Source organism: Burkholderia orbicola (assembly GCF_900100915.1).
Taxonomy (GTDB): Bacteria; Pseudomonadota; Gammaproteobacteria; order Burkholderiales; family Burkholderiaceae; genus Burkholderia; species Burkholderia orbicola.
This window is the reverse complement of sequence record NZ_FNKW01000002.1, coordinates 54,510-67,441: the sequence shown is the minus strand read 5'-3', so window position 1 is coordinate 67,441 and position 12,932 is coordinate 54,510. Positions and strand designations below refer to the sequence as shown.

12 protein-coding genes are annotated in these 12,932 nt (G+C 67.2%); 5 read left to right on the top strand and 7 right to left on the bottom strand.

Annotated elements, in window-relative coordinates; all coding sequences use genetic code 11:
- Positions 1 to 201 precede the first annotated feature (201 nt).
- On the top strand, positions 202 to 1,974 hold the full coding sequence (gene asnB / locus BLS50_RS17210) for an asparagine synthase (glutamine-hydrolyzing) (protein WP_074802895.1): 1,773 nt from the start codon (positions 202 to 204) through the stop codon (positions 1,972 to 1,974).
- A 257-nt stretch (positions 1,975 to 2,231) separates the two neighbouring features.
- Here the strand turns inward: asnB and BLS50_RS35950 are convergent, their stop codons facing one another.
- Positions 2,232 to 2,408, bottom strand: a complete 177-nt coding sequence (locus BLS50_RS35950) for a hypothetical protein (RefSeq protein WP_164728252.1) — start codon at positions 2,406 to 2,408, stop codon at positions 2,232 to 2,234.
- A gap of 49 nt (positions 2,409 to 2,457) precedes the next feature.
- Between BLS50_RS35950 and BLS50_RS17205 the strand changes: the two genes are divergently transcribed.
- Positions 2,458 to 2,841, top strand: coding sequence for a helix-turn-helix domain-containing protein (locus tag BLS50_RS17205; protein ID WP_074802893.1), 384 nt, complete (start codon positions 2,458 to 2,460; stop codon positions 2,839 to 2,841).
- A 110-nt stretch (positions 2,842 to 2,951) separates the two neighbouring features.
- On the opposite strand, the gene BLS50_RS17200 is transcribed toward BLS50_RS17205, so the two are convergent.
- From BLS50_RS17200 to BLS50_RS17180, 5 genes are all read right to left on the bottom strand, one after another.
- Positions 2,952 to 4,046: a potassium channel family protein gene (locus tag BLS50_RS17200; protein WP_012339802.1), complete on the bottom strand. Its 1,095-nt coding sequence runs from the start codon at positions 4,044 to 4,046 to the stop codon at positions 2,952 to 2,954.
- Positions 4,047 to 4,106: 60 nt separating this feature from the next.
- Complete coding sequence (locus BLS50_RS17195) at positions 4,107 to 5,441, bottom strand: NAD(P)/FAD-dependent oxidoreductase (protein ID WP_074802888.1); 1,335 nt, start codon at positions 5,439 to 5,441, stop codon at positions 4,107 to 4,109.
- Positions 5,438 to 5,674: a hypothetical protein gene (locus tag BLS50_RS17190; protein ID WP_124620157.1), complete on the bottom strand. Its 237-nt coding sequence runs from the start codon at positions 5,672 to 5,674 to the stop codon at positions 5,438 to 5,440. The genes BLS50_RS17195 and BLS50_RS17190 overlap by 4 nt, the downstream gene beginning before the upstream one ends.
- Positions 5,675 to 5,724: 50 nt before the next feature.
- Positions 5,725 to 6,000 (bottom strand): hypothetical protein, encoded by a 276-nt coding sequence (locus BLS50_RS17185; protein WP_006478768.1) that lies wholly within the window; start codon positions 5,998 to 6,000, stop codon positions 5,725 to 5,727.
- A gap of 176 nt (positions 6,001 to 6,176) precedes the next feature.
- Positions 6,177 to 6,386 (bottom strand): hypothetical protein, encoded by a 210-nt coding sequence (locus tag BLS50_RS17180; RefSeq protein WP_074802882.1) that lies wholly within the window; start codon positions 6,384 to 6,386, stop codon positions 6,177 to 6,179.
- A gap of 475 nt (positions 6,387 to 6,861) precedes the next feature.
- On the opposite strand from BLS50_RS17180, the gene BLS50_RS17175 reads away from it, so the two are divergent.
- Together BLS50_RS17175 and BLS50_RS17170 are read left to right on the top strand one after the other, a co-directional pair.
- The gene (locus BLS50_RS17175; RefSeq protein WP_011547464.1) at positions 6,862 to 7,716 is read left to right on the top strand and encodes a helix-turn-helix domain-containing protein; all 855 of its coding nucleotides are present in this window, start codon (positions 6,862 to 6,864) and stop codon (positions 7,714 to 7,716) included.
- 127 nt (positions 7,717 to 7,843) lie between these two features.
- Entirely contained in the window at positions 7,844 to 9,517 is a 1,674-nt protein-coding gene (locus BLS50_RS17170; RefSeq protein WP_027806099.1) for an ATP-binding domain-containing protein, read from the top strand.
- Positions 9,518 to 9,581: 64 nt separating this feature from the next.
- On the opposite strand, the gene BLS50_RS17165 is transcribed toward BLS50_RS17170, so the two are convergent.
- Positions 9,582 to 11,141, bottom strand: coding sequence for a methyl-accepting chemotaxis protein (locus tag BLS50_RS17165; protein WP_012339798.1), 1,560 nt, complete (start codon positions 11,139 to 11,141; stop codon positions 9,582 to 9,584).
- 230 nt (positions 11,142 to 11,371) lie between these two features.
- On the opposite strand from BLS50_RS17165, the gene BLS50_RS17160 reads away from it, so the two are divergent.
- Positions 11,372 to 12,886, top strand: coding sequence for an MDR family MFS transporter (locus BLS50_RS17160; protein ID WP_074806457.1), 1,515 nt, complete (start codon positions 11,372 to 11,374; stop codon positions 12,884 to 12,886).
- Positions 12,887 to 12,932: the final 46 nt, after the last annotated feature.

Genomic DNA, 12,932 nt, shown 5'->3' with positions numbered 1-12,932 from the left:
CCTGCCTACGCAACGAGTACGTGGCCTTACGCGCAGCCGCTTGCCACCGGCGATGGCGTCGGGGCCGCGGGTGTATAAGACCCGTATCGAGACACTGGCGTCCGCGTTACAACTGCCGGCACCCGGCTTGAGCGACGATGTCGACCGCGTACTGTGGACCACGCCGTTGCTTGCCCCCGATCGGTTGGGCGTGACTGTCTGATGTGCGGCTTGGCAGGGCTGATTCGCTATGACGGCCACGCACCGGCACAGGTCGAGCGGGTGCTCGCCATGCGCGAACGACAACGGCATCGTGGGCCCGATGACCAGGACGTATGGCATGACCAACACGCCGTGCTTGCTCACAACCGCTTGGCTCTGCTTGACGCCGAGCACGGCGCGCAGCCGATGTGCAGTGCCGACCATCGTTACGTGCTGGTCTACAACGGCGAGATCTACAACCACGCGGAGCTACGCCGCGAACTGAGCGCGCACTGGTCGTTCCGCACGAATACCGACACCGAGGTGGTGCTAGCCGCGTATGCGGTATGGGGCGAAGCATGTCTTCGGCGCTTCAATGGCATGTTCGCGTTCCTGGTGTGGGACGCCCATCGTCGACGAGCCTTTGCCGCGCGCGACCGGCTGGGCGTCAAGCCGTTCGTTTACCTGCAACAGGGGGCGGAATTCCTGTTTGCGTCGGAGGCCAAAGGACTGCTGCCTGCGATGCAAGCGCCGCGTGCGAATATCGACGCCTTGCTGGAATACCTGGTGGCGCCGTTCTTCAGCGGCGTGGCGCAACCGATGTTCGAAGGCATGGCCTACCTGCCGCCCGGGCATCTGCTGCGCCTGGATCACGATGGCTTGCAGCTATCGCGCTGGGCGCCGGAGATTGCCGAAAACCCCGCTGCCAAGGCCGACGATATCGCCCACGCGCTGCGCGAGCGCCTCGCCGCGGCCGTCCAGCGTAGCTTGATCGCCGATACACCGGTCGGCCTGTTTTTCAGCGGTGGCCTCGACTCCACGCTGATAGGCGGCCTGGCGCGAGCGGCAGGCGCGACGCCGCCCTGCTTCACCATTCGCTTTGAAGATCACCATCGCTACGACTACGCGCGTTCGCTGATCGTGGCTTCCGATGATCAACCTTTCGCCGAACAGGCCGCAAACGAATTGGGCCTGCCACGCGAAGACGTCGCACCGACGCGCTCGGCACTGGCCCAGGATCTGCTGCAATTGGCCACGCAAAACGATGCACTGCCCGCGTGGGAACAGGAGCTGGCGCAACACTCCCTGGCGCGAGCCGCCAGCACGCGTCTCAAGGCGGTATTGGTGGGCGATGCCGCCGATGAAACGCACTACGGCTATCACTTCCTGCTCGACCCGCACGCCACGCGCGATCCGACCCATATCCTGCAACGCTTGACCGCCGATCCCTATCTACGGCCCGGCTTGCTGGCGCAACCGTTGCAACACTACGGCGAGGTTTATCGCCAACTGGCGATCGCCGCCGGACACGACTGGCATACGCCCGCCTCGCGTTTGCGCGCCACGCAATGGCTGGTGCGCCATCGTTGGTTGCAGAGGCTGTTGCATAACGGCGATATCCACGGCATGGCACATGGCCTGGAAGCGCGCGTACCCTTCAGCGATACCGATGTTCTTGACCTGGCTGCCACCGTTCCGGCCGAGCTGGCGCTACGTGATGGCGTGGAAAAAGCCATGTTGCGTGAAGCGTCGCGCGGTGCGTTGCCGGAAGCCGTGCGCTTGCGCAGGAAGTCGGCCTTACCCAAGGATCAAGGCAACGGCGAGGCCTTGCGCCAGCACACCCGCGAAATACTGGCGACGGACGCCGACCGCATCGCCGGCTTGCTCGACGTACCCCGGCTACAGCGCCGCTGCGCCGATTCGTCGCCGCTGAACGAGCACGAACGCGCCGTGATGTTTCGGGCTTGCTCGCTGGCCCACTGGTCGCGGGTTCACGGCATGAGCATGCCGTGAGGCGAGCCGTGTTTTGCGTGGTGCCCGACAAGGAGCGTCTCAATCCTTGAGTCGATCGAGCGCTTGCGAAGCGCTAGGCTTCGAGGTGGCGTTCTACGCTCCCGCCAATATCAATGGACAGTTGCAGCGCGGTGGAGACTTCACTTTCCCCGGATAAGGACGCACCGACACACGCCGGCATCCGCCGTGGCGCCGTTTTCGCCGCTCATGTGCGCGATACCGAATGGTTGGCGCACTGGTCGGCGACGACGCGAACGTCACCTAATACGGGAACCCGATGCGACCGTCCCCATCCGGATGTCGTAGACGTCGGTCAGCACGGCGTCGCGCATGAACTCGGCCGGCGTGCCATCGACGACGATGCGCCCCTGCCGCAACGCGACGAGCCGGTCGCAGTAGCGCGCGGCCAGATTCACGTCATGCAGCACCACCACGCATAGGCCTGGCTACGACTACCCACCCCACGGCCGCACCGCGCTGTCGGTGCCGCTGCTGCTGAAGCTGCTGGATGAAGCGCCGCCGCTGGGCGAAGGCGGTTTGCCGCTGCCGCGCGACCGGTGCCTGCTCGCGATCTGCGAGCATATGATGACCGACCCGGCGAACGACTACACGCTCGACCGCTGGGCCGACGAGATCGGCACGAGCAGCCGCACGCTCGCACGGCATTTCCGCGACGAAACGGGCATGAGCTTCGGCCACTGGCGGCAGCACATGCGCGCGGCCGAGGCGATGACGCGGCTCGCGCAAGGCGCGAGCGTCGCGTCCGTCGCGCTCGATCTCGGGTACAGCACGCCGAGCGCCTTTATCGTGATGTTCCGGCGGCTGTTCGGGCAAGCGCCGCAGCAATACCTGTCGACCGGAAACTGACGGGGGCTCGCCGCGCCGTTTCGGCGAATCCGTCCCGGCCAGCGTTTCATCGAGACTCACGAGCCGTTTAGCGCATGACGCCGTTCAAACTCAACGGGCGACAGGTCGTCTCACGCATCCGGATCCGGAATCCGCGCCGACTGAATCACCACCAGCGTATCGCCCGCCTCGATCCTGCACGGCGGATCTTCGTAAAACGAATGAATCTTCCCGCAGCGATCGAGCCCGACCACGATCGCGCCCGGCACGACGTTCGTCAGGCAGCCGATTTCATGCGGCAACGCCTCGCGCTCCAGCAGCGTCGCGCGCCCGCGCGTCGACAGCATGTCGTTCACGAACGGCACGATGTAGCGGCTATGGACCGCATCCGCCAGCAGCAGCGCACCGATCTTCGTCGACGATACGATCACGTCCGCGCCGGCCTGCCGCAGTTGCCGCTGGTACAGGTTCTCCTGAATCCGCACGACGATCTTCGTATCGGGCGCGATGCTGCGCACCGACAGCGTCAGCAGGATCGCGGTCGGATCGTCGGTCACCGAAATGATCACGGCCTTCGCCGCGCGCACCTGCGCCTGCTGCAGCAGATCCTCATGCGCCGGATCGCCGAGCAACCCCGTCACGCCGAGCGACGTCGCCGCCTCGAGGGCCTGCTGCTGCGAATCAATCACGATGATCGTCGCCGGATCGACGCCGCTCTCCAGCAACTCGCGCACCGCGATCGACCCCGACAGGCCATAACCGCACACGACGATGTGATCGGACAGTTGCTTCTGCAGGCGTTTCATGCGGAATTCCTCGATGACGCGCTGGATCACGAACTGATACGCCGTGCCCAGGAAAATGAACCAGATGCCGATGCGGATCGGCACGATGAAGAACGCATCGAGCAGGCGCGCCCGCGCCGTGACGGGCACGATATCGCCGTAGCCGACCGTCGCGACCGTGACCATCGTGAAGTACACGAGATCGGCCACGGTCATCGGCGTGCTCTTGGTCGAATCGCGCAGGCCGTCGCGATCGAGATACAGCACGAGGAACGCCAGCGTGCACAACAGCACGACCGCGCCGAGACGGAACAGCAGCGTGCGCAGCGGCGACGTCGCGGGGCGCGTGAACAGCGTGCGCGCACGCGGCGCCTGCCACGGATTGCGGGCGCGACGCAGACGCATGCGCAACGAACGGCGCTGATCGGATGGCGTGGCCAACGGGGAATCTCCTGAAGGATGCGGGCTTGATTCTACGACGGGAACGCGTGTGCCCGGCCGTCACAGCATGCTGCGCGGCCGCACCATCGTCCCGTCGACGAACCGCCGCGCGCGAAATGCCGACAGGTCGAGCGACGGCGCGCCCGTGTCGATCCATTCGGCGAGCAGCCGGCCGACGATCGGCCCCATCGCGAAGCCGTGCCCGCAGAACCCTGTCGCAATCGCGAGCCCCGACGGCGTACCCGGCGCATCGATCACCGGGATGCCGTCGGGCAGCACGTCGATCAGGCCGGCCCACGCTTCGACGATCTGCGCATCCTTCAGCGCGGGAAAGATTGCCTTGAGCTTCGCGAGCGCGCGCGGCGCATGCGCCCGATTCGGCTGCGGCTGCGGATCGCGCGGCTCAATCGGCCCGGTCGCACCGTTGATGCGGGCGAGCACGTCGCGCCAGGCGGACGCATTCAGGTGCAGCCGGAATTTGTCGCGCTGCGACCAGAATTCCGGCCAGAAGAGGCTCAATCCGCGCAGGTGGCCGAGCGTCAGATCGACGTCGACCTGCATGTCGTCGGCGAGATTGATCGCGCCGTTCTTGCGTTGCCGGATGCCGAGGCCGTGCCCCCAGATCGTCGACGCGGACACGTCGGGCAGCACGTTGGTGCGCATGCAGGTGCCGCGCACGGCCTGCTGCGGCAGCCGGATGCCGACGCCGTCGAGCAGCCGGAAACTGGTCGCGCCGGCCGCGCAGATCACGCGCCGCGTGCGGATCGTGCCGCGTTCGGTCACGACGCCGACGACCGCGCCGCCCGCCGTCTCGATCGCGGTCACGCCGCAGCCTTCGAAGAAACGCGCGCCGGCCTCGGTCGCGCGCGCCGCGAACGCGGCGGCCACGCGGCGCGGCTCGGCCTGGCCGTCGGTCGCCGTGTACAAGCCGCCGAGGGTACGCGCGTGCGTCGACAGGCCGTTCACGCGTTCGTCGATCTGTGCGCGCGTCAGCGTGCGCGTGTCGAGCCCATACTCGCGCGCCACGGTGAGCCACGCCTGGAACGACGCCCAGTCGTCTTCGTTGTCCGCCAGGTAGAGGCAGCCGCCCTGCCGCCATTCGAGATCGAAACCGAGCGCCTGCTCCAGGCCTTCCCAGATCCGCATGCCGGCCATCATCAGCGGCACTTCGGCGGATTCGCGCCCTTGCTGTCGCACGAAGCCCCACGCGCGCGTCGATTGCTGGCCGGCGATGCGCGACTTGTCGAGCACGACGGCTTTCAGGCCGCGCAGGCCGAGGTAGTACGCGGCCGCGCAGCCCATGATGCCGGCGCCGGCGATCACGACGTCGGCTTCGGGTGGAAATGCCGTATCGGCGTGGCTCAATGCGTCGTGCAGCGGATAGGTGGTGGTCATTGTTTTCTGTCGGATATCAGGGCACGGCAGGCGAAGCTTAGCGCGTCGATGCCGCGATCGCCGAAGCGGCCGCGGCTGGCAAGCAACTGTTCGCGCAGGATCAGCGCGAGCGGCTGCTGTCCGTCGAGCGGGAAAACGGCGAGCCGTTCCTGTATCTGCCGGCGTAGCGCACACGCGCAATCGATGCGCGTCGCGCTCGACCACGCCACGTCGAATGCTCGATCATCGCGCAACCATTCAGTCAGGACTTCGCGGTCTCCGCGGGTGACCGCTGCACAAGCGCTCAGTGCGAATAGCGCGTTTGCGTGCCTGCCGTACGATCGAACGGCTGCAGCCTCGCGAGCTGCTCGATCGACATCGTGACGACTTCGAGAACATGCCGCGCGATTTCGTCGTCGGCCATGCCGGCGTTGACGTACTGCTCGATGCTCATCGTGCGGGGCGGGTAGCTGCCGGTTTCGTCATCGACGATGTCGATCCTGGCTGTCCGCCTCTCGGGCGACAGCACGATCTGGACGGTCTTGCCGTGAACGACGGTCTGCATGCACAAGGTGGACATTCGCGGTCTCCAATTGCGTTGCCTTCGGACGATCGATACCCCACAACGGGAGTCGTCAATCTACAAATTTCCCGACACATTCGCAATATTGAGGCAGCAATGCCGGCCGTTCGGCGCACTACACCGCCGCTCGGCCCGAGGCCGGCATGGCACGGGCATCGACACACGCCGCCGCGCTACGCATAGCGGCTCAACCACTCTTCGGAGAATTGTCTGGCGTACGCGACCGCTTCGGCTTCGGTCTCGAATTCACCCAGCTTGCGGAACGCAGCCTCACGGCTGAAACCCACCTTCGTGACCTCGACCTGCGCGGCGTATTTGCCGGTCTCCGTCACGCGCGGCTCGCAGTTCATTTCGTATCCGCGCATCAAGAATGTCTTCTGCATCGGTTCAACACTTTTTTGAGACCGCGAAATCGTAGCATGCAGCTTTGCTGGCGTCGAAAATGTAACTTCGTTGGTTTCACTAGAGGAAACCATCCATCGATCGTCCTGCAAAAAAGATGGGAATACGTCGGTCCGGGCGAGTGCGCGCCCTGCGTTGGTGCATCGCGCGGCGATTACCTGCCGTCTCGTGCGCAATCGCATCCCGGTCCGCCGGCAATCCCATCCCGGCCCGTCGGAATGCGGACGTGAAGGCGTCGAACGCCCCGTCGCGCGCTCGCGCCGCGGCAGATCGGACGTAACGTCATGACACACCTTTCACACAAACGCACCTTTCACAACACTGAATGACGACCATTTTGCGGTAAAGTTATCTTTTCCGTGCGTGGCCGGTCGGCTCGCCATTGGACGTCATGAAGACTGTCCGCCGAGACTGCCGCAAGGCGTCGTTCTGAACGTCACGATCCGTCCCCGTAGCATGACCACTGAAGCAATCACCACGGATTCCCTCGCGGTTGCCGAGCGCGTGCGCGAGCTGATGACCCGCAACGGCATCGGCAAGCGCCAGCAGACCACCGAGCTGTGCCGCATCCTCGATCTGAGTTTCTCGCAAGGCCACCGCAAACTGCGCGGCAGCAGCCCCTGGACGCTCGCGCAGATCAAGAAAGTCGCCGAAGCGTACGGCGAACCCGCCGCCCAGTTGTTCGGCGCGCAAACGCTCGACCCCGGCATGGTCGGCGCCTATTCCCAGGAAGCCGTCCTGTATGCGGGCGTCGCCGAGATTCCGTGCACCGCCTGGATCGGCGCGCCGCTCGAAGCCGGCGCGCGCCCCGAGTTCGTCGCGTACGAACAGAACGGCCGCTGGCGCGTGCTGCGCCATACCGGCGTGCTGTACCAGAACGCGTACGACGTGCACAAGATCGAGATCTACCCGCGCCGCGCGGAGAGCGACAAGCTCGTCGTCGCGGTGATCGATCCCGATCGCGTCAGCGCAACCGAGCTGTGCCGCTATCTCGAACGGCAGGGTTTCGCGACGGCCGCGTTCGACGGCCTCGCGGCGTTCGTCGACGCGCTGCAGGGTCAGGCCTTCGACGCGGTCCTGACCGAATGGCTGTTCGACGACGGGACGGCCGCCACCGCGATCAAGGCCGTGCGCACGTCCGACAACCCGGGTGCGCCGATTTTCGTGCTGACGGGCGACCTGCTCACCGGCCGCGCGAGCGAGGCCGACATCAGCGAAGTGATCCGCGCGTTCGACGTGGTGTGCTACGAAAAACCCGCGCGCATGGCGATCCTCAGCGCCGATCTCGCGAAGCGGCTCACGCGCGGCTGACGTCCGCCGGGCCGGCCGCCCGAATCACGAACGGCCAACCTCCGCGCGGCGCCGCGGGCATGAACGGGTTACTCAGTACAATAGCCGCACCCGTTCACGCCCACGCCGGCATCCGCCGCCCGACGCCATGGCCCGCCTCATCCCCGACGACTGGAAAAGCCTCGCCGCGACCGGCGCGGCCGAACGCGAGCGCGAGACGCTCGCCGCGCTCGAACATGCGCTGCCCGACAGCTACACCGTGTATCACGGCGTCCACTGGACGCGCGCCGACCAGGCATTCTCGGTGTTCGGCGAAGCCGCGTTCGTCGTCGTGAGCCCGGCCGGGCGCGTGCTGCTGATCGAACAGAAGGCCGGCTTCCTGCGCGAGACCCCGAAAGGGCTCGTGAAGGTCTACCTGCAGAAGGAGCGCAATGTCCCGATCCAGCTCGCGCGCACGCAGGAAACGCTGCACCGGCGCCTGACGGCCGCACTCGGCGCGGGCGTCTACGGCGTCGAGGCGCTGCTGTACTGCCCCGACTACTCGATCCGCGACGCGTCGATCGCCGGCGTCGCGCCCGACCGCATCGTCGATGCGTCGCGCAAGGCGCAGCTCGCGCAGGTGATCCAGCAGATCCTGCCCGAGGACGACGAGCACTTTCCGAACGCGCCGAAGCTCCACCATTTCCTCGCGGACGAACTCGCGCTCACGCCCGACACGAGCGCGCTCGTCGGCCAGGCCGGCACGCTCGTCACGCGGCTGTCGGGCGGGCTCGCCGCATGGGCGCGCCAGCTCGACTTCACGCCGTTCCGGCTGCGCGTCACCGGCACCGCGGGGTCGGGCAAGACCCAGCTCGCGGTACAGGTGATGCGCGATGCGGTCGCGGCCGGCCAGCGCGTGCTCTACGTCTGCTTCAACCGGCCGCTCGCCGACTACATCGCGCGCATCGCGCCGCCCGGCGCGAAGATCGCGAATTACCACCAGCTGTGCGACTGGGTCGCGCGTGACGGCGGCTATACGCCCGATTTCCAGGTGCCCGGCGAATTCGAACGGCTCGAGGCGCGCTTCGCGCAAGCGCCGATTCCCGAACGCTGGCGCTTCGACGTGCTGGTCGTCGACGAAGGGCAGGATTTTCATGCGCCGTGGGCCGCCGCGCTGGAGCGGCTGCTGGCGCCGGACGGCGCATGGTGGTGGCTGGAAGATCCGCTGCAGAACCTGTACATGCGCGAACCCGTCGCGCTGCCGGGCTGGGTCACGTTGAAGGCGCTCACGAATTACCGCAGCCCGCGCGACCTGCTCGAATTCGTGCGCGACGTCGTCGGCCGGGTCGAGCCGCTCGCGGCCGAACTGCGCTCCGGCAGCCCGTTCGACGGGTCCGATCCGTCGGTGTCGGCCTACGGGGAAGAAGGCGCGTCGGGCGACGCACTGGCGCAAGCCTGCATCGACGCGACCAAGCGCGCGATCACGCAGGCGCTATCGCTCGGTTTCCGCAAGCAGGACATCGCGGTGCTGTCGTACCGCGGCCGCGAAGGCTCGGTGCTCGCGCCGCTCGATCAGCTCGGCCCGCACCGGATCAAGCGCTTCACCGGCAAGTACGACCTGTTCGGCAACCCCGAGTATCGCGAAGGCGACGTGCTGCTCGACTCGATCTACCGCTTCAAGGGCCAGTCGGCGCCGTGCGTGATCCTCACCGAGGTCGACTTCGACACGCTCGACGCGCGTGCCGCGCGCAAGCTGTTCGTCGGTGCGACGCGCGCGACGATGAAGCTGCTGATCGTCGCGTCGTCGCGCGCGGCCGCGCAACTGGCGGACGCAGCGGGTTGACGCAGCGGGTTGACGCAGCGGGCGGGCGAGCGCCTGCCCGTCACCGCGCCGCCGTCGTTTCGATTCAGGCGACGCGGAACGCGCCCACCGCGCGACGCAGCCCGTCGGCCTGCTCCTCGAGCGACGCGGCGGCCGCGGCCGCCTGCTCGACGAGCGCCGCGTTCTGCTGCGACACCTGATCCATCTGCGACACCGCGCGGTTCACCTGCTCGATCCCGTCGCGCTGCTCGCTCGACGCGGCCGCGATCTCCGTCATGATGCCCGTCACGCGGCCGATCGCCTGCTGGATGTCCTGCATCGTCGTGCCGGCCATGCCGACGAGCCGCGAGCCGGTCGCGACACGCTCGACCGATTCGCCGATCAGCGTGCGGATTTCCTTCGCCGCAGACGCCGAGCGTTGCGCCAGCGTGCGCACCTCGCCCGCGACCACCGCGAAGCCGCGGCCCTGCTCGCCCGCACGCGCGGCTTCGACCGCAGCATTCAGCGCGAGGATGTTGGTCTGGAACGCGATGCCTTCGATCGTGCCGATGATGTCGGCGACCTTCTGCGAGCTCTGGTCGATTTCGTTCATCGTGCCGATCACCTCGCCGACGACCGTCGCGCCGCGCGTCGCGATCTCGCTCGCGCTGTCCGCGCAGGCCTGCGCCTCGAGCGCGTGGTCCGCGTTCTGCTTCACGGTCGCCGTCAGTTGCTCCATGCTCGCGGCCGTCTCCTGCAGCGCCGACGCCTGTTCCTCGGTGCGCTGCGACAGGTCGGTGTTGCCGGCCGCGATCTGGTGCGTCGCCGTCGAAATCGCTTCGGAGCCCTGGCTCACCTGGCGCACCGTATCCGCGAGGCTGCGCTGCATGCCGGTCACACCCTTGACCAGTTCGGCCATCTCGTCGCGCGACGACCAGCGCACTTCCGACGTGAGGTCGCCGTCCGACAGCCGGCGGAAATGCGACAGCAGGCGATTCACCGGTTGCGTGATCGCGAAATGCAGGCCGATCGCGCAGCCGAGGCACGCGGCCAGCCCGAATGCGATGCCCGCAATCGCGCCCATGCGCATCCAGCCGTAATAGGTCTGCGCGGTGTCGTACACGTCCTTGCCGCGCGCGGCCTGGTACGCATCGAGCGCGTCGGTCGCCTGCGTGAGCGCGACCGACAGCGGCGGCGCGACGGTCATCAGCAAGCGGTCGGCTTCGTCGCGCCGCCCTTCGCGGATCGCATCGATCATCGGTTTCAGCGCCTGCCCGATCAACGCCTGGCGCGCGGCATCGAGGCGGCTCGCGAGCGGGCCCTCGTCGCCGTCGTGCGGCATCGCCGCGTAGTTGCGCCATGCCGTGTCGGCCTTCGCGAGATAGCCCTCGGCCTTCTTCACGAGCTCGGGCACCTCCGGCGCTTCCGGATGCAGCAGCGCACGGTCGAGCGTGGTGCGCACGATCGTCAGGTTCAGGCTCGCCGCGGACAGCGCGGTCTTCGCCGCCAGTTGCCGCGTATAGGCCTCGTCGAGGGCGCGGTTGGAGCTCTGCATGCCGGCAAGGCCGATCAGCCCCGACACGACGAGCAGCACGGCGACGAGGCCGAGCGTGGAGAAGATCCGCGTACGGATGGAGAAACGGGAAAACAGGGCGTTCAGGTTCATGACGGCACGTGAGCGGTGAAAAGAGCCGCGGCAATCGGTCCGCGGCCCTCTCTATTACGGTTTGCCTGCAAAAAACTTGAGTCCGGCCCTCCCTTGCGGCTGATCGTGGTCAATTTTCCCGGCGGCAATCTCCCGTTACGACTGCAACATATCGAGGCTGGGCAGAAATTGACTAGTCAATCATTCATGGCTATATTTCGACCCAATTCCCTGCCATGGCAGATATCTCGATGACCACCGACACCCTCCTCACTCCGCCGGCCGCCGACGCGGCCCGCCGCGACGCGCCGACCGGGCTGATCGTCGCCGCGCTGCTGCTCGTCATGCTGCTGTCCGCGCTCGACCAGACGATCGTGTCGACCGCGCTGCCGACGATCGTCGGCGAACTCGGCGGGCTCGACCAGTTGTCGTGGGTCGTCACCGCGTACCTGCTGTCGTCCACCGTCGTGCTGCCGCTGTACGGCAAGCTCGGCGACCTGTACGGCCGCAAGATCGTGCTGCAGGCGGCGATCGTGCTGTTCCTCGCCGGCTCCGCGCTGTGCGGCGTCGCGCAGGACATGACGCAACTGATCGGGCTGCGCGCGCTGCAGGGGCTCGGCGGCGGCGGCCTGATGGTCGTCACGATGGCCGCGATCGGCGATCTGGTGCCGCCCGATCGCCGGGCGCGCTACCAGGGGATGTTCGGCGGCGTCTACGGCCTCGCGACGATCGTCGGGCCGCTGCTCGGCGGCTTCCTGGTCGAACACCTGTCGTGGCGCTGGATCTTCACGATCAACCTGCCGCTCGGCCTGCTCGCGCTCGCGGTGATCGGCATGGCGTTCCGGCCGCACACCGCGCACGTGAAGCACCGGATCGACTACATGGGCGCCGCGTTCCTCGCGACCGCCCTCACCTGCGTGATCCTGTTCACGAGCGAAGGCGGCTCGCTGCTGCCGTGGACGTCGCCGCAGCTGTGGATGACGCTCGTGCTCGGCCTCGTCGCGATCGGCGGCTTCATTTACGAGGAGCGCCTCGCGGCCGAACCGATCATGCCGCTCGAGCTGTTCCGTCATCGCACCTTCGTGCTGGTCAGCCTGATCGGTTTCATGGTCGGCATCGCGCTGTTCGGCTCGGTCACGTTCATCCCGCTCTACCTGCAGGTCGTGAAGGGCTCGACGCCGTCGCAGGCCGGCATGCAGCTGCTGCCGATGATGGGCGGGATGCTCGTCACGTCGATCGCCAGCGGGCGGCTGATCTCGCGGCTCGGCTCGTACCGAATGTTCCCGATCGCGGGGACGCTGACCGGCGGCGTCGCGATGGCGCTGCTGTCGACGCTGACGCTCGACACGCCGCTGCACACGATGTACGCGTACATGGCGCTGCTCGGGATCGGCCTCGGCATGGTGATGCCCGTGCTGACGCTCGCCGTGCAGAACACGGTCGAATTCCGGCACATGGGGGTGGCGACGTCGGGCGCGACGCTGTTCCGCTCGATCGGCGGCTCGCTCGGCGTCGCCGCGTTCGGCGCGCTGTTCTCGCACGGGCTGCAGTCGCGGATGACGCATGCGCTGCCGGCCGGCACGGAATTGCCGCCCGCGCTCGGCCCGGCCGCCGTGCATCAGTTGCCGGATGCCGTGCGCGACGCGTATCTGCATGCGTTCGCCGGCTCGCTGCACGTCGTGTATCTGTCGGCCGCGACGGTCATCGCGATCGCGTTCGTGCTCGCGTGGTTCGTCGAGGATGCGCCGCTGCGCAAGCACCACTGACCAGCTGGCGGCTCGCGACGCGACCGTCGAGCCGCGTCGCGAGTCG